Source organism: Seonamhaeicola algicola (assembly GCF_007997385.1).
Lineage (GTDB): Bacteria > Bacteroidota > Bacteroidia > Flavobacteriales > Flavobacteriaceae > Seonamhaeicola > Seonamhaeicola algicola.
The window spans coordinates 560,063-577,132 of the sequence record NZ_VOSC01000019.1; the positions used below are offsets into that span (position 1 = coordinate 560,063).

15 protein-coding genes are annotated in these 17,070 nt (G+C 31.9%); 5 read left to right on the forward strand and 10 right to left on the reverse strand.

All coding sequences use genetic code 11. The features are described from left to right. Window positions 1-77 precede the first annotated feature (77 nt). From FUA26_RS07900 to dapF, 4 genes are read right to left on the reverse strand one after another with little or no spacing between them, the layout of a single operon-like run. On the reverse strand, window positions 78-989 hold the full coding sequence (locus FUA26_RS07900) for a DUF2279 domain-containing protein (RefSeq protein WP_394344913.1): 912 nt from the start codon (window positions 987-989) through the stop codon (window positions 78-80). Further along, window positions 989-2,032 carry an endolytic transglycosylase MltG gene (gene mltG, locus FUA26_RS07905; protein ID WP_147134021.1) on the reverse strand — a complete coding sequence of 348 codons (1,044 nt, stop codon included), beginning with the start codon at window positions 2,030-2,032 and terminating at the stop codon, window positions 989-991. The genes FUA26_RS07900 and mltG overlap by 1 nt, the downstream gene beginning before the upstream one ends. A gap of 1 nt (window position 2,033) precedes the next feature. Further along, a complete protein-coding gene (locus tag FUA26_RS07910; RefSeq protein WP_147134024.1) occupies window positions 2,034-2,558 on the reverse strand; it encodes a GNAT family N-acetyltransferase in 525 nt (174 codons plus the stop codon). Continuing rightward, the gene (gene dapF / locus FUA26_RS07915) at window positions 2,555-3,331 is read right to left on the reverse strand and encodes a diaminopimelate epimerase (RefSeq protein WP_147134026.1); all 777 of its coding nucleotides are present in this window, start codon (window positions 3,329-3,331) and stop codon (window positions 2,555-2,557) included. Before dapF ends, FUA26_RS07910 begins: the two co-directional genes overlap by 4 nt. A gap of 218 nt (window positions 3,332-3,549) precedes the next feature. On the opposite strand from dapF, the gene FUA26_RS07920 reads away from it, so the two are divergent. From FUA26_RS07920 to FUA26_RS07930, 3 genes are all read left to right on the forward strand, one after another. Continuing rightward, the gene (locus tag FUA26_RS07920; protein WP_147134029.1) at window positions 3,550-4,953 is read left to right on the forward strand and encodes a trypsin-like peptidase domain-containing protein; all 1,404 of its coding nucleotides are present in this window, start codon (window positions 3,550-3,552) and stop codon (window positions 4,951-4,953) included. 138 nt (window positions 4,954-5,091) lie between these two features. Then, entirely contained in the window at window positions 5,092-6,540 is a 1,449-nt protein-coding gene (locus FUA26_RS07925; protein WP_147134032.1) for a glyceraldehyde-3-phosphate dehydrogenase, read from the forward strand. 139 nt (window positions 6,541-6,679) lie between these two features. Continuing rightward, complete coding sequence (locus FUA26_RS07930; protein ID WP_147134035.1) at window positions 6,680-7,303, forward strand: tRNA (guanine-N1)-methyltransferase; 624 nt, start codon at window positions 6,680-6,682, stop codon at window positions 7,301-7,303. A gap of 74 nt (window positions 7,304-7,377) precedes the next feature. Here FUA26_RS07930 and guaB read toward each other — a convergent pair whose 3' ends face one another. After that, window positions 7,378-8,850 carry an IMP dehydrogenase gene (gene guaB, locus FUA26_RS07935; RefSeq protein WP_147134038.1) on the reverse strand — a complete coding sequence of 491 codons (1,473 nt, stop codon included), beginning with the start codon at window positions 8,848-8,850 and terminating at the stop codon, window positions 7,378-7,380. Between the two features lie 161 nt (window positions 8,851-9,011). On the opposite strand from guaB, the gene FUA26_RS07940 reads away from it, so the two are divergent. After that, the gene (locus tag FUA26_RS07940) at window positions 9,012-9,365 is read left to right on the forward strand and encodes a DUF6686 family protein (protein ID WP_147134041.1); all 354 of its coding nucleotides are present in this window, start codon (window positions 9,012-9,014) and stop codon (window positions 9,363-9,365) included. 7 nt (window positions 9,366-9,372) lie between these two features. Then, complete coding sequence (locus FUA26_RS07945; protein WP_147134044.1) at window positions 9,373-9,717, forward strand: hypothetical protein; 345 nt, start codon at window positions 9,373-9,375, stop codon at window positions 9,715-9,717. Here the strand turns inward: FUA26_RS07945 and FUA26_RS07950 are convergent, their stop codons facing one another. The 5 genes from FUA26_RS07950 to FUA26_RS07970 form a co-directional block, all read right to left on the reverse strand. Continuing rightward, complete coding sequence (locus FUA26_RS07950) at window positions 9,718-12,141, reverse strand: TonB-dependent receptor family protein (protein ID WP_147134047.1); 2,424 nt, start codon at window positions 12,139-12,141, stop codon at window positions 9,718-9,720. It abuts the gene before it with no gap. Continuing rightward, the gene (locus FUA26_RS07955; protein ID WP_147134050.1) at window positions 12,122-13,489 is read right to left on the reverse strand and encodes an HTTM domain-containing protein; all 1,368 of its coding nucleotides are present in this window, start codon (window positions 13,487-13,489) and stop codon (window positions 12,122-12,124) included. Before FUA26_RS07955 ends, FUA26_RS07950 begins: the two co-directional genes overlap by 20 nt. A 17-nt stretch (window positions 13,490-13,506) precedes the next feature. After that, entirely contained in the window at window positions 13,507-14,691 is a 1,185-nt protein-coding gene (locus FUA26_RS07960) for an imelysin family protein (protein ID WP_186826886.1), read from the reverse strand. Window positions 14,692-14,813: 122 nt separating this feature from the next. Beyond that, on the reverse strand, window positions 14,814-16,013 hold the full coding sequence (locus tag FUA26_RS07965) for a DUF4856 domain-containing protein (protein ID WP_147134056.1): 1,200 nt from the start codon (window positions 16,011-16,013) through the stop codon (window positions 14,814-14,816). Between the two features lie 138 nt (window positions 16,014-16,151). Then, on the reverse strand, window positions 16,152-17,015 hold the full coding sequence (locus FUA26_RS07970) for a hydroxymethylglutaryl-CoA lyase (protein ID WP_147134059.1): 864 nt from the start codon (window positions 17,013-17,015) through the stop codon (window positions 16,152-16,154). Window positions 17,016-17,070 lie beyond the last annotated feature (55 nt).

The window sequence follows — 17,070 nt, forward strand, 5'->3', positions numbered from 1 at the left end:
AATATGCCTTGAAATTTGAGCGTGCAAATGTACAAAAAATATTAATACGCGCAAACCTACTCGATTAAATACGTAATTTAATAGTAGAATGGATGAAATACACTTCCTTTTTTATTAAATTCTAATGCTGGAAAGGGTATTTTTATCGCATTCAAAACACTAAAAATAGAACTTAAAACTGGAGACTTTGTTTTTATGTTTTTCAAATTTACATCAAAACTTAAATAGAATTGACGCATAGGCTTTTTATTTGTTAACAACTGATTGTCAATATCTTTTAAATTACCAAGCATACCTTCGGCACCATAACCAACAGCAATATTTAACCATTTTGGTAAATTGCTACGTTTAAAAAAAGCGTGTAAATTGAAACTTAACCAATAGGTTTGTCCGTTGTAATCTTTTAAAATTTGTTCAGAAAAATTAGCTCCTAATGTACTTGGATTTTGAGATGCGTATGCTGTTTGATGAAAGGAATATTTTAAGCTAATACGTTGCTCTTTCCAAAGTAACGCTTGACCTATGTACAAACCTGTGCCCGTAGCATTGGCAAAAACATCACCCCATGAAAAGCCCCATTCTTTTGAAAAACCATCTAAAACTTCAACTGCTGTTAAAAAAGAAAAGCCCAAAGTAGCACCATATAGTAATTGATCTTTTTTACTTACACCACTCCATTTTAGTAAATTGGCTCCTGCGCTTCCTATTTGGTAAGCTGTAAACACGTGGCCTACTTTATCCATTTGCAACCACTCGTTATTATCATTTATGGTATGAAATTTAGACTTATCGTAATTAGCATACCATAATTGGTTTAAACCTATTAAAGAAACGGTTGCTAAAGAAGCCTCAGAAATAACCACCAAATTACGTCTTGGTATGTTTAAGGTATCACTTGGTTTAAAAAAATGAGGCTTTTCAGCTTGCCCAAACACCACATTTACAAGCAGAAAAAAAGGTAAAATGTATTTATTGCCACACTGTTTCACTACTTATTTATGCCTTGTGATGACAAATATCTTTGGTAAGCTCTAGCATTTTGATTGTGCTGTGATAATGTTTTAGCAAATTTATGATAGCCCAAGCGTTGAGCATCTGCAGCAAAATATAAGTATTTATGCTTTTCATAATTTAGAACGGCATTAATTGCCGACAAATCAGGCATTGCTATAAGTCCTGGCGGTAAGCCTGCGTTTTTATAAGTATTGTAAGGAGACTCAATATCTTTATGCACATTTAATACACGTTTAATAACCGTATTTTTATATTTTGGCAGTTTATATGCCGCAAATTTAAGGGTTGGGTCTGCTTGCAGAGGCATACCTATTTTAAGACGATTTATGTAAACACCTGCAATTCTTGGTTGCTCTTGTGCTTGTTTAGATTCTTCATAAACAATAGATGCCAAAGCCATTACTTCATGCTGAGATAAGCCTAATGCTTTGGCTTTATTTTGGCGGTTAGTATTCCAAAAGGCCTTGTATTCTCTTAGCATTCGGGCTCTAAAATCTTCGGCACTTGTATTCCAAAAAAACTCATAACTATTGGGCAAATACATACCTAATGCTGTAGCTTCAGTGAAATTATTATCAGTATAAAATGCTTTATCTGTAAAAGCTTTAATTAATGAAACACTATCCGCTTCAATTTGTAACGCAATTCTGCCTGCTAATTTCTCTAAAGAACTTTGATTATTAAAAGACACTTTAACAGGTAAATTTTTACTGCGTATAGCATTAATAATTTCATTATTACTCATGCCTTTTTTTATAGCGTACTTACCGGGCTTTATGTTATTAACATATTTTTTTTGTTTTGCTAGTGCATCAAACTTATTTATGTTTTTTAATAGTGGTTCTAGTTGCTCTTTTACTTGTGTGTAATTATCTGTAGATTTTATATAAATATAAGCTTCGTTGTTATTAAAAGCTGTGTTAGGCACCATCATAGCACTGTAAATAAAATAGGCAAAATAGCCAGCAATTACCAAGCCTATTAAAGCTATGGCCCAAAGAATTTTTTTTATATACATGTTAGTTATTTATTAGCTGAAATAAATATTCGTTTTTATAAGAGTTATTAATAAAATTCCAGTCTTTTTTTAATCCTACTTGCTTAAAACCTTGTTTTTCAAAAAGTTTTATACTAGCTAGGTTATCTTCAGTTATGTTGCAATATAACTGGTGCAACCTCAAATGTGTGAAACAATAATTGACTAATAAATTTAAAGCCTGTGCTCCATAGCCCTTGCCTCTACTTTTTTCGTCTTCAATTAAAATACCAATACCTGCCCTACTATTTTTAACATCAAAATCAAAAATATCAATCATCCCTAAGGCATCATTATTGTAATTTGCAATAACCAAACGTAATTGTTTTACTTCATAAACATCTTTATGAGCATTTTCAATATATTGTTTAATTATATATTTTGAAAAAGGCGTTTGGGTATTACTAAGTTGCCAAATGGCCTCATTGTTTTCTACTTTGTGTACAAAGGCTAAGTCTTCTGGCTCTAAAGCGCGCAAATAAATATCTTTGCCTTTTAATGTAATCATATGGTTCCTTTAAAAACAAAGTTAGCTGGCCCTACAAGCCATACGTTTTTATAAGCGCCATTAGTATCCTTTGTAAACGATACGTTTAGCTTACCACCTTGAACATTTAAATTAACGTTATTACTAGTAGTTTGGTTTATTGCATGCATAGCAATAGCTACTGCAGTAACGCCAGTGCCACATGAAAGGGTTTCATCTTCAACACCACGTTCATAGGTTCTAACTGTAAAAGTGTCATTTGTTAATTTCTTTACAAAATTAACATTACTACCAGCTTCATTGTAAGGCGCACCGTAACGTATTTTAGCGCCTTCGGTTTTAATATCAAAATCTTCAATATTGTCTTTAAATTCAACATGATGTGGTGAACCTGTATTTAAAAACACGTGGTTTTCATGTTTTTCAATAGTATCAACATCTAACATTTGAAGTTTAACAATATCATTAGTAATGGCTGCATGATGCAAACCATCAATAGCTTCAAAAACAGTATTTTTTGTAATAATACCCAAATCTCTAGCAAAAGCTACCAAACAACGCCCACCATTACCACACATGGTGCTTTCATTTCCATCAGAATTAAAGTAAACCATTTTAAAATCATAAGTGTCATGGTTTTCTAATAGAATTAATCCGTCTGCACCTATGCCAAAACGTCGGTCACATAAAAAAGCAATGTGTTTGGTATTATTTTTATCAAACGTTTGTAAACGATTATCAATCATTACAAAATCGTTACCCGTTCCTTGATATTTATAAAATTCTTGTTGCATAATAGTGCACAAATATAGGAATATAAAACCATTTTTTTGTTTGTTAAAACTAGTTAAAGTTGAAGTTAAAAACCGTTAAAAAGCAAGTTGTAAATTCAATAAATAATTAATTTTAATTTTGAAATACGTTTACTTAAATGTATAACGTTTTAAGAAGAACTCAAATAAAACAAGTTCAACATAGAAATAATTTAAAATAAACTTAATTCTGAAAAATTATGAAGAAGATTGCATCGTTAGTACTTATTTCGGCCTTAGGTGGTGTTTTAACGCTAGGTGGTTACAAATTATTTTTAGAAAAAGATAAAACCGTTGTTGTTGATACTACACAAACAACACCAAATTTTTTCCCTACTAGTAATGTAAACACCTTGTATAATACTACTGAGGCACCAGATTTTGTAAGTGCTGCAGAAAACACAGTACATGCTGTTGTACACGTAAAAAACGTATCAATGGGCTCTGGCCAAATGACTTTTGAAGATTTATTTTGGGGCCGTAACTCTCAGCGTCCGCAATTAGGTACAGGCTCTGGAGTAATAATAAATGCCGATGGTTATATAATTACCAACAACCACGTTATTAAAAACTCTCAAGAACTTTCGGTAACCTTAAACAATAATAAAACTTATGAAGCTGAATTAATTGGAGCCGATGAAAAAACAGATATAGCACTTTTAAAAATTGAAGCAGATGAGGCCTTACCGTTTGTAACTTTTGGCGATTCTGATAATGCTAAAATTGGCGAGTGGGTATTAGCCGTTGGTAACCCTTTTAACCTAACATCTACCGTTACCGCAGGTATTATTAGTGCAAAAGCCAGAGATTTATCGGGTAAAAGCATTCAATCGTTCATACAAACCGATGCAGCTGTAAATCCAGGAAACTCAGGTGGCGCTTTAGTTAATACTAATGGAGAACTAATTGGTATTAACACTGCCATTACATCGCAAACCGGTTCATATGTTGGGTATTCGTTTGCAGTACCAAGTAATATTGCTAGAAAAGTTGTTGAAGATATCATGGAATACGGTAATGTACAAAATGGTATTTTAGGTATTAGAGGCGGTGCTTTAAATAGCAGATACTCTGATGAACTAGGCATTAATGATACCGAAGGTGTTTATATTGCTGAAGTTGTTGAAGATTCTGGAGCTGATAGAGCAGGTTTAAAAGAAGGCGATATTATTAAAAAAATTAATAACATAAAAATTTCAAAATTCTCTGATTTAACAGGTCAAATAGGTTCAAAAAGACCAAATGATGTAGTTGAAGTAACATATACCAGAGACGGAAAAATTAAAACAGTTAACGTAACTTTATTAAAAAACCAAACCTATACAATGCCACTGGTTGGTGAAGTTAAAAACGTAAAGGCTAACGATTTGAAAAAACTTAAAGCCTCAAATGGCGTGAAAGTAATTAAACTTAATGAAAAATATAGAGATTACTGGACCCGTAATGGTGTTGAAGAAGGTAGTATTATAACAATGGTGAATGATGTTGAAGTAAACTCTATTGATGATGTGCAAAAAGCATTAAAAAACGCTACAGAATTTGAATCATTAAAAATTGAGTTAATAAATACCAAAGGCGAAAAAGACCGTTTCAACTTCAGATAATTTCACTTAAAATTCCGATAAAAAGTATAGCTTCCTTAAGTAAAATTAAGGGAGCTATTTTTTTTACAAAAAGTGCTACGAAAACGTTTGAAATATGATACTTTTGCAAAAAATTAAACCCAACTAAACAATTTTTGTATGAGTACAAACAAAACTTACGAAAAAGAGTTAGCCTTTCAAGCCGATAGAAGAAGAGCTACTGTAGAATTCATTAAAGTTGTAAGCGATTTGTGGTATGACAAGTCTATTGAACTGGTACTTTTTAGAAACCAGTTAATAGATCGTAACGTAAGTCAAATACTAAATTTACATGATTATGCTGGTAAATTTGTGCAAAAACCCATTTCTGTTTTTGATTCTGTTGAAATTGCTCGTGCAATACAAACATTAAACGTACCACCGGCTAAATTAGATATTGGTAAACTAACCTATGAATTTCATTTAGATGACAATAAACACGAAAACGCCACCGCTTTTGTGGCCAATAAACTTAAAAATGCCGATAAAAGTAAAGACATAACACCAAAAGATGTTGTGCTATACGGTTTTGGTAGAATTGGACGTTTAGTAGCCAGAGAACTCATGGTTAGAACAGGCAAAGGTAGCCAATTACGCCTAAGAGCTATTGTTACCAGAGGCGAAACTAATGCTCAGGTTTTAGAAAAAAGAGCTTCACTTTTGCGTAATGATTCTGTACATGGCGATTTCCCCGGTACGGTTGCTGTTGATGTAGAAAAAAATGCATTAATAATAAACGGTACAACGGTAAACATAATTTCGGCTAACATACCCGAAGAAATAAATTATAATAATTACAATATTAACAACGCCTTAGTTATTGATAATACTGGGGCTTTTAGAGATAAAAAAGCCTTAAGTAAACACCTAAAAGCTAAAGGTGTTGACAAAGTATTACTAACAGCACCCGGAAAAGAAATACCTAACATTGTTTACGGTGTAAATCATTTAGATCACACCCCAGATAGTGTAGACATTTTTTCGGCAGCCTCATGCACCACTAATGCCATTACACCAGTTTTAAAAGTTATTGAAGACTCTTTTGGAATAAAAAGCGGACATTTAGAAACCATTCATGCTTACACCAATGACCAAAATTTGGTAGATAATATGCACAAAAAATACCGCCGTGGTAGAGCCGCTGCTTTAAATATGGTTATTACTGAAACAGGTGCTGGTAGTGCTGTTGCTAAAGCATTACCTAGTTTAGAAGGCAAACTAACATCAAATGCTATACGTGTGCCAGTGCCTAATGGTTCGTTGGCTATTTTAAATTTAGAATTAGATAAAAAAACTTCAATAAACGGTGTAAATACTATTTTAAAAAAATATGCTTTAGAAGGTGATTTAGTTGAACAAATTAAATATGAATTAAGTGATGAATTAGTATCAAGTGATATTGTAGGCTCTTCAGCCCCTTCAATTTATGATAGTAAAGCAACTATTGTTAGAAAAGATGGCAAAAATATAGTGCTATATATTTGGTATGATAATGAATATGGCTATAGCCACCAAGTAGTTAGGCTTGCAAAACACATTGCCAAAGTAAGACGCTTTACTTATTATTAATTTATAACATCTTAATTTAAATTTTAACCGTATATATAAAAGCCTCATAAATTATGAGGCTTTTTATTAAAAATGCATTTGTTTAACTTAATTTTTTAAATTAGCAACACCAAAAATTCACACAAAAAACCCAATTATAATGAAGTTCATAAAATCATCTACTGTTCTACTATTAATGTTACTATTTTCTGCTACAAGTTTTTCGCAAACCGATGCAGATGACAACCTATCATTAAATAGCGGTACAATAGACAGTCAATTTGAATTTGTTATTAGAAAATCTGGAAATTTTAAAGGCACTAATGGTCAAGCTTACGAAGCTGTAAAACAAGCATGGCTATATACATTAAAAGCCCACACTTTAGATTCTTTAAAAACAATACGAAAAAATTTAGTTGATACTGAAGCTATTGTAAAAAATCAAGCTAAAGAAATTTCAGAATTAAAATCTAAACTTACTAACACAAAAGATAATTTAGATAAAACTAATTTAGAAAAAGATAGTATGGCTTTGTTTGGGCTGCAAATGAGCAAAACAGGTTACAATACCCTTATGTGGATTATTATTGCTGCTTTACTTGCACTATTATTATTTTTCATATTTAAGTTTAAAAACAGTAATGCCATAACTAAACAAGCTAAGAAAAATTTAGCCGAAATTGAGGAAGAATTTGATGAGCACCGTCGTGTTGCTTTAGAGCGTGAACAAAAGGTAAGACGCCAGTTACAAGATGAAATTAATAAACAAAAAGGGGTACAATAACCTAACAATATAAAGACATTAAAAAAGCTGCAATTAAAAAATTGCAGCTTTTTTTTATAATAAGTTTTTACTAATTATCTTGAGTAATTAGGAGACTCTTTAGTAATAGTTACGTCATGCGGATGACTTTCATTAATACCACTAGCGGTAATTTTAACAAATTGGCCATTTTCTTTTAAAGCTTCAATATTTTTAGCACCGCAATATCCCATACCTGCACGTAAACCACCTATAAATTGATGAATACTTTCGTATAAATCTCCTTTATAAGGAACTCTACCAACAATACCTTCAGGTACTAATTTTTTAATATCATCTTCAACATCTTGAAAATATCTATCTTTACTACCTTGTTTCATAGCCTCAACAGAGCCCATACCACGGTATGATTTAAACTTTCTTCCTTCATAAATAATAGTTTCACCAGGAGATTCTTTAGTTCCTGCTAAAAGTGAACCTAACATTACAGAATCTGCACCTGCAGCAATGGCCTTTGGTATATCTCCTGTATAACGAATTCCACCATCGGCAATTACAGGAACACCGCTACCTTTAATAGCAGCTGCCACCTCTAAAACTGCAGAAAACTGAGGAAAACCAACACCAGCAATTACGCGTGTGGTACAAATAGAACCTGGCCCAATACCAACTTTAACCGCATCGGCTCCAGCTTCAACTAAATATTTAGCAGCGGCTGCAGTTGCAATATTTCCAACAATAACATCGAGTTCAGGAAATTTACTTTTCACCTCCTTAAGTACGCTAACCACACCTTTGGTATGCCCGTGCGCTGTATCAATTACAACGGCATCAACACCTGCATTTACAAGTGCTTCGGCACGTTCAACAGCATCGGCAGTTACACCCAAAGCAGCAGCTACACGTAAACGTCCGTATTGGTCTTTATTAGCCATTGGTTTTTGGCTAACTTTGGTAATATCTCTAAAAGTAATTAACCCTGATAGTTTATAGTTATCATCAACAATAAGTAATTTTTCAATTTTATGAGCTTGTAAAATTACTTCAGCTTCGGTTAATGAAGTTCCAACAGGAGCAGTTACAAGGTTTTCACCTGTCATAACTTCAACAATTGGTTTTTTGTTAGTGTGAACAAAACGTAAATCACGGTTTGTTACTATACCTTTTAATGTTCCGTCTTCATCAACAATTGGTATACCTCCAATACTATGTTCAGCCATAGCACGTTTAGCATCACCAACAACAGCGGTAAGTGGTAGCGTAACGGGATCTATAATCATGCCACTTTCAGCACGTTTTACACGTCTTACTTTGTTAGCTTGCGCCTCAATAGTCATATTTTTGTGTAAAACACCAATACCACCTTCTTGCGCCATAGCAATAGCCATTTTGCTTTCGGTTACTGTATCCATAGCAGCCGAAATAATAGGTACATTAATAGTAATGTTACGTGTTAATTTTGTTTGAATGTTTACCTCGCGCGGAAGTACTTCAGAAAATGCTGGAACTAGTAGAACATCGTCATAGGTTAAACCCTCTCCTACTATCTTGTTTTGATGTGCGGTCATAGTGCAATTACATTAATAATTGCGTGCAAATATACATCTTTTTTTCTTATTTAATGTTAATACTAGCTTAAGAAGTATTTGTTAAAAATGATGTTTCAAATTTTGATTACAATTTTAATTGATTAAATTTGTTATTTATAATTAGTCTAAATAAATATAATATGTGTGATGATTTTAAAACCATAGCTAAAAATAATTTCGGACAATTAAATTACTGTTTATGCTGTAATGTTTATCACTTAACATTTAATAATATATTTTTAGAATTCAATGAAAAAGAAATGGAGCGCTTTAAAGAATATATTTCATCTATAGATTTTGAATATTGGGATGCGAAATACAATAAAGTAGTACTAAATAGAAAAATACCTATACAAACCATGCAGCAAAACTTAGCGCTTTTTTTTAATAAACAAGAAATAAACGCTTTAAAGAGTTTAATTATGCAAACCACAAAAAAACCTTTTAGTTCCTTGAAAGTATTAGATATTGATTATTTATTTTATTTAAACTGATACTATTATGGAAGATGTAAACGTAATTTATAAAACTGATATTGGTATTTCATTTAACTGGAAACGTTGTAATGCTAAACATTTAAAAACCATAAACATAATTATTAATGATATTGCACTGCATTTAACTAAAGAAGAATTGCTTCATTTTGCCAATACCATTAATAAAACTGTAAAAAAAGAAAACGCCTGCTTACACTGCAATGAACCTTGTAAGGTTATTTTGTTAGAAACACCTATACCACAGTTAACCCTAGTTAAAAAGTATAATGACATGTTAACTTTAAAACATTTAATTGATGGTACAATTTTTCAACTAGGTTTAAATAACTTATTGAAAACTATTTTATAATTAAAACTTAACTTGAAGGGTTGTATACCAGTTTAATGGTGCCGATGGAATAATACCTGGCCCCGGATAGCCTGTTGCTCTTCTTGTAAAATAAGTATTATCTAGTATATTATTTATACCTGTTTCTAATTTTAAACTATCTGTAAACCTGTATGAAAGTGATACATCTAAAATATCATAACTTGGTATAGCACCAATAACATCGGTAGCATTATTAGGGTTATACGGTGAGTTTGTAACATCAGTATATTGCTCTGAAATGGCGGTATATTGTATAGCCATAACTGCATTTTTATAACCAAAATTAACACCTGCCTTTAAGTTTACAGCTGGTATAAATTCTACCTCATTACCTTCTACACCACTTTCTTCAGATTTAGTGTATTCTGAAGTTGTTAAGGCTAAATTACTAAACGCATTAAATGATATAGCCTCATTATTTTTAAAAAATGTTTCTTTTATATTCCATTGAATTAAAGACTCTAAACCATAAATAAAAGCGGTTCCTATATTTTTTCGCACCCATTGAGCTCTGTTGTTTAAAACCTGCCCAATACGATTATCATATAAGAGCGAAAATGCATTTACATCATATGACAACGTTTTTTTGAATTTTCCGCGTACTCCAACATCAAAAGTATAACCTTCTTCATCAGTAATATTTGGGTCTATAATAAACGATGGATTTACGGTTCTTATATTTGAAAATGTAACCGACCTATAATTTTGAGATATATTACTGTACAACTCAAAATAAGGCTTTGGTTTGTAACTAACCCCAACACCAAACAACACAAAATTTCTAACAAAGGAGTTATTATCTGGAACAAAATCATCTAAATTAACATCATAATAACTGCCTTTAGATTTGGTGTTAATATGCTCAAACCTAAAACCAGGTGTTATACTTAAATTATTGGTTACATTAAATATATGCTCTCCAAAAAAAGAAGCGTTAAAATTGGGGTAATCAAAATTATTTTGATTGGGGTATTGTGCTGCATCTATAAAATTAAAATCGGCATTGGTATTTTTACTTCCTGGTCCTTGTTGAGAGCTGTTATCGGCGTTATAAATTTTTGAACCTAATAGTAAATAAGCATCTTTATTTCCTATTTTATAATTTGATAGAAACCGTACTTCTGCCCCCCAATTGCTAAACTCGTCAATTAGCAAATCTCTTTGGTACTCATACTCGCCAAACTCATTTACAGCATCGCCATTAGGATTAAATATTCTAGGATTGGTAGCTCCCGGAACACCTCTAAAACCAATGGCTTTTCTGGCTGCTTCTAAAGCAAAAAGACTTACCGTAACTTTGTTATTAGCATTAAATTCGTGCTCTAATTTTAAGTTAAATAAATTCCAGTTTACATCAAACCAGTTTCTTTTAAGATAACTTTGTTCAGGGTTTTCTAAAAACTGAACATCGGATAAACCACCTGGTTGGTGCGCTAAATAATCAAAATACGTATACTCAAACGCTATACTGGTTTTTTCATTAAACTTATACCCTAAATGGGCAAAAGCATTATGCGATTCATAATCTGAATTAGGCCTAAAACCATCGCCTTTTTTACCGTTGTAAAATGTGTAATACGAAAACTTATTTAGTGTACCACTTACCGATGTGAAATTGGAAAATGAGTTAAAAGAAGACACTGTGTTTCTTGTTATAAATTCAAAAGGATCTAAACTTGGTTTTCTAAACTTAAAGTTAACCAATCCGCCAAATTGGGTACCGTACTGCAATGATGCTGCGCCTCTAATTACCTGAATTTGAGATAATGCCTCGGTTGGTGGCGTGTAATAACTTTCGGGGTAGCCCAAAACATCGGCACTAATATCATAATCGTTTTGTCTTGTGTTAAAATTAGCTGTTCGGTTAGGGTCTAAACCACGCCCGCCAATGTTTAGTTGCAGTCCGCCATCATTAGCATCATAAATATTTAAGCCTGCTACTTTTGAAAATATTTGACGTGCATTGTTTGCTGCTTTATTACCGTCAATTAAATCTAAATGTACTACTTCAGATTTTTTTCCGGCGTAAATATGTGTGCCTTCAACTGGTGCCAAGGCTGTTACAGTGTAATCTTGTTGTTTTTTTGTTCTAATTACAACTTCCGAAAGCGCTTCAGAAATGGGTATTAAATAAACTTCAATGCTGTTAGAAGCTGGTTGAATAAATACTTCTGAAATTTTATAATCTTCATTTTGAAAAAAGAAATGCGTTTCAGCTTCTATATTAACTGTTAAAGTTCCTTTGGCATTAGTTACACCTAATAATTTACTTTTTGCTGTTATAACTTTTACGTTTGCTACGGGAAGTAAAGACGTTTCGTTATATACTTTAAATGTTATTTCTTGTGCAAATACAGCACTTGCGAACAAGAAGAAGAACAGACTAAAAACCTTTAATTTCATCTTTAAATGGTAAAACCCATGTTTTGTGTTTAAACCCTTCTTTTTGTTTATATAAATCTACAGTAGGGTTTATAAACTGCTGATTTAATCTGCCATTTAGCGCTACATAACTTTCGGCAAAAATTTGAATGTTTTCGTGCCCCTGACTTTTAAAATGATCTCCTAATTTATGAGCATATTCTAAAATAAAATCTGGCTGAAAACTCATTTGTTTTATTTGAAAACTGGTTAAAAAATCGGTATTATCAACATAAAAATATTTTCCTGTAACCCCATTTTTTATAATAAGTTGTGTTTCGCCAACCTTTTCCATAAGCATAACACGCCATGAAAACCTGTAACCTTGCTCATGCCAAAATAATTCTTCTGGATACAACAAATTTCTAAACGGCAAAAGTAACTGTATTACAAAAAATATAGAAATTATATACAGCTTAATATTTTGATTTTTAAGTGCATATTTTTCTCTGATTTTGAAAGCTGATATATGATTTAAACTTAAAACTCTTTTTATAAAACTTATGAAATTATTGTGTACTGAAGCATTAAAAAACACCAATGTTGCCACAATCATTATATAAGGAAACATACCAATGTTAAACAGAATTCTTGTAAACACATGAAAAATTACTACTAAAACAAAAGCAAATGGCCTTGTTTTTTTATAGAGTAATAAAAACGGAATTGTTAAATCATATAAAGCACCACTCCAACTCATTGTATAATGAAACCACGTTTCTTTCATTAAAGGGCCTACCAACCATAAATCGGTTTTTGAAGATAGCCAAATTTTTAAGGGTTGCGCTTTTAATAACCAATCTGAATTTAATTTTGCTAAACCAGCATAAAAATACACAATACCTAAAAGTAATTTTATACTATCAATAGTGTATGCTGGTACGTATTTGTAGTTTATTTTACTTTTAAAACTATCTACTGAAAATGTAGCGTTTAATGGTAAAAAGCAAAGTAGAAAGCTTAAAATACTTATGAAATAATAATGATTTAAATAGGTGGTTTTATCAATTAACTCAATGTAAGTAAATGTTAAAAAAAATAGCACCATTGATATTTTATACCTAAACCCTAAAATTATACCAATGCAAGCAGCTATAGCTATACCAAATAATACATATGTGTAGTTTCCCCAGGTTTTAACCCATTCAAAACCATAATATTTAAAATGAAATTTTGGTGAAATATAGAAATCTTCAACCCAGCCCATGCTTATAAATCTTACTAAACTTAGTAGCATAAGTACACCAAATAAAACACGAAAAGAAGCTAAAATACTAGCTTCTTTTCTATCATTTTTTATGTATGACCTGAAATTAAAACCCCTTGTCATTGTACTATTACAATTTATTAATCGCCATCACTATCAACAAAATCAACTGTTACATCCATGGCATTCAATGCACTGGTTTTTAAAACGGTAACGTATAGTTGAATAACGTTAAAGGTTTCTAACATTAGGTTGTTATTTGTTTCTACCTGTATAGAAAAATCATTGTTTAAACCTGCAACAACCTGATCTATAGCAGCAAAACGTTCATCAATAATATCTGTAATGTTTTTTGTTGCTCTTTCATCAGCATCAAAAGCGGTAGCCTGTAAAAAATCTAAATAATCATCAATGCTTTGTCCGTTTGTTCCGTTTGAAAAAGATGTTCCGTAATATAAATTTTTAACAGCTTTGTAAGCCTCTAAAAATAATTCTTTTGAATTTTGTGGACTGTAAAAAGACTCTACCGTTTCTTTATCTGGGCTTCCATTTCGCTTACCTGATGGTGTTGCAATTTTAAGTTCTCTAAAGCCTTTTTCTACGTAATTAACATAATCATTTACTAGCTTATCAAAAGATGCTGTTGCAGATGAGCCATTATTAGCAATTACTGTATTTGCGTTAGAATTCCAATAAGTTACAACTTCATTGGTTAAGCTTACCATTCTGTCTAGCACTTTTTCTAAATATGCAATGTAATTATCTTTAATAGCATTAGTGGTGTAATACGTAACTATTTCTGCATTTGTAGCGGCAAGACCGTTAACCATATAATCTACGGCTGGCAGCCCTTGCTCATTGTTTCTTTTTTCTAAAGTAAAATCTATATCAGCAATTGCTAAAGTATTGGCTTCAATATTGCTTACAATGGTATTATCATCTTCTTGAGAATCATCGGCAGTTGTTATAAAATCTACAGGATATGAATTCATAAACAACCTGTAATTTAGCTCTTCGGCTTTACCAAAATTAAACATTGCTATGTGTTGCCATGATTTTTGCGCATTAAACAAGGCCGTTTGCAACGCTACTAAATTAGTTTCGTTTGGTGTGGTTGTAAACTGAGTTTGACTTGATTTTAATGCTGTTAATTTGGTATTAAAATCGGAAATTGCTGGCGTAATTATATTGTTTACCCAATTGGTTAATACCGCTTCTCTGTTAAACGTATTGTTATTGCCTTTATCTGTAGAATCATCACTTGAACTACAAGAAATAATTATTAAAGCTGTAAAAGCAAAACACATTAATAATCCTTTTTTCATGTTCTTTTTTTTATTGAATAGCAATTTATTGCCACGAATATACTGCTTATTTGTAAAACCAAAAGAGTGGCTCATTTACATAAGCCACTTTTATTAATTTATTGTATGTTATAATTTTAAAATTATGCACCTGCTTGCGCTACTGTAAAATTAAACTTTGCCGCTATAGCTGCTGAAATTTCATCTAACTTGGTTTCGGTAACATCCCAAAAACCGTCTCCAGCTACTAAATCATCTATAAAACCTTGTACTTCAGTTTGTGTAAATAATGGTGTTACACCATCTAGAGATAAGAATTGTAATGAGTATACAAAACCGTAGCCTTCAGATAAATCATGAAATGCTGTTGGCCTATCAGTTAATTTAGCTTTGCCTTGTTGTAAGTAATAAACGGCTCTAATACCAATTACTTTTGCAAGCTCTTTTCTAATAACCGTTATAGCTTCGTCTCTTATATCATATTTTTTTTGAGCAACTGCTGCTCTACCAATAATAAAGGCATCTATAATAGTTTGCGCAGTGCCTGTAAAATCACTATCGCCCTCTACTCTGTTAATGTATTTTTGCATTAAAATGTCATCATCTGCAGATAAACCATACACGTAACCATATGCTTCATCAAAATGATGTTCCATGGTGGTGTAATCTTTACCTTCTGCAACTTCACCTGCGTCATTTGCAGTACGAAAGCTATTTGTACCATCAAAATCATCTTCATCTAATCTATTAAAATAATGATTAGCAGCTTGATCAAACACTAAAGCACCAATTAACGATTTGTAAAATGCTTGATTATACTCTAAACCATCACCGTTTACATTTCTATTGCCATCGGCTATTCCAGCATTACCTTTTGTTGCTTGAACACTGTTTGAAACTGGTGTTTGTACTTCAGCAATAAAATTAGCTATGTACGCATCAAAATCTGCTTTTAAAGCATCTGCATTGTTTGTTACGCCTACAGAAAATAAACCTAATGAATTGGCTACTTTGTTTCTTATTTTCTTCCCTGTTCCGTTTAATGAAGCATCATCAAACCCTTCACCGTTTTTAAAATTATTTTCTAATTCAGTAAGTGTTGAAGTTGTTGCGTTTAAATCACTACCAATAGCAGCCACTTGTTTTAAACGTGTTGTTTGCCCAGAAAAACTTACTGTTGTTTTTCCATCTCTTGTAAAGGTGTATGATGTTGGCACTGTTAAATCTGTAATATTTATACCTGTTGTTTGAGAAATTACACGTTGTGCACCATCATTATCATCATCTGAGCATGATTGAAATAAAACTGCAATAGCTAAAAGCGATAGAGCTAATTTTTTCATTACGTTTGTTTATTTAGATTTATTTAAAATAATTTTCGCAAATATAAAACCCATTTTAAAGGATGCAAAATTTATTTAGATTAATTTTAAATTAAAACTCTAAACAACAAACAAACTATTGATTAACAACAAAATACACTAAAAATAATTTTTAAATATTTTTGAAGCTTCGTTAAAAGCACTTTCAAAACTCATAGCGTTTAAAGTGTTTTTATGTTTTGAAGTGAAGTATGAAAGTAGTTTTTCAGTTGGCATATTGCCTGTAAGTTCATCTTTTGCCATAGGGCAACCACCAAACCCTTGTATGGCGCCATCAAAACGTAAACAACCTGCATTATAAGCTGCATCAATTTTTTCAAACCAAGTATTTGGTGTAGTATGTAAATGCGCACCAAATTCAATATTAGTGTATTTAGGAATTAAGTTAGAGAATAAATACGATATATTTTCTGGGTTTGAACTACCTATTGTATCACTTAATGATAAAATTTCAACACCCATAGTGCTTAAACGTTCGGTCCACTCTCCTACTACATCAACATTCCAAGGGTCTCCGTAAGGGTTTCCAAAACCCATTGAAATATAAACAACTACTTTTTTGTTATGCTTGTTCGCTTCGTTTAAAATATCATTCAAAATATCAACAGATTGCGCAATAGTTTTATGTGTATTACGCATTTGAAAATTTTCGGATATTGAAAACGGATAGCCCAAATAGTTTATTTCAGGATGTTTGCAAGCATCTTGGGCACCTCGTAAATTGGCTACAATTGCCAGTAATTTACTGCTAGTTTTAGTTAAATCTAGTTGCTCTAAAACCTGAGCAGTATCAACCATTTGCGGAATGGCTTTTGGTGAAACAAAACTACCAAAATCTATAGTATCAAAACCAACACGTAATAACGACTGAATATACTGTACCTTTTTTTCTGTTGGAATAAATTGTTTAATGCCTTGCATAGCATCACGCGGGCACTCAATTATCTTAATTTTTTCTAACATATACTAGTTTAGTTTCAGTGTAAAAATACTACTATTTTTTGTAAGGTTTAGCATT

Excerpts from the sequence above, each read along its gene's own strand:
- mltG (WP_147134021.1), bottom strand. The coding sequence starts at position 2,032 with ATGTATATAAAAAAAATTCTTTGGGCCATAGCTTTAATAGGCTTGGTA.
- FUA26_RS07910 (WP_147134024.1), bottom strand. The coding sequence starts at position 2,558 with ATGATTACATTAAAAGGCAAAGATATTTATTTGCGCGCTTTAGAGCCA.
- dapF (WP_147134026.1), bottom strand. The coding sequence starts at position 3,331 with ATGCAACAAGAATTTTATAAATATCAAGGAACGGGTAACGATTTTGTA.
- FUA26_RS07920 (WP_147134029.1), top strand. The coding sequence starts at position 3,550 with ATGAAGAAGATTGCATCGTTAGTACTTATTTCGGCCTTAGGTGGTGTT.
- FUA26_RS07925 (WP_147134032.1), top strand. The coding sequence starts at position 5,092 with ATGAGTACAAACAAAACTTACGAAAAAGAGTTAGCCTTTCAAGCCGAT.
- FUA26_RS07930 (WP_147134035.1), top strand. The coding sequence starts at position 6,680 with ATGAAGTTCATAAAATCATCTACTGTTCTACTATTAATGTTACTATTT.
- guaB (WP_147134038.1), bottom strand. The coding sequence starts at position 8,850 with ATGACCGCACATCAAAACAAGATAGTAGGAGAGGGTTTAACCTATGAC.
- FUA26_RS07940 (WP_147134041.1), top strand. The coding sequence starts at position 9,012 with ATGTGTGATGATTTTAAAACCATAGCTAAAAATAATTTCGGACAATTA.
- FUA26_RS07945 (WP_147134044.1), top strand. The coding sequence starts at position 9,373 with ATGGAAGATGTAAACGTAATTTATAAAACTGATATTGGTATTTCATTT.
- FUA26_RS07950 (WP_147134047.1), bottom strand. The coding sequence starts at position 12,141 with ATGAAATTAAAGGTTTTTAGTCTGTTCTTCTTCTTGTTCGCAAGTGCT.
- FUA26_RS07955 (WP_147134050.1), bottom strand. The coding sequence starts at position 13,489 with ATGACAAGGGGTTTTAATTTCAGGTCATACATAAAAAATGATAGAAAA.
- FUA26_RS07960 (WP_186826886.1), bottom strand. The coding sequence starts at position 14,691 with ATGAAAAAAGGATTATTAATGTGTTTTGCTTTTACAGCTTTAATAATT.
- FUA26_RS07965 (WP_147134056.1), bottom strand. The coding sequence starts at position 16,013 with ATGAAAAAATTAGCTCTATCGCTTTTAGCTATTGCAGTTTTATTTCAA.
- FUA26_RS07970 (WP_147134059.1), bottom strand. The coding sequence starts at position 17,015 with ATGTTAGAAAAAATTAAGATAATTGAGTGCCCGCGTGATGCTATGCAA.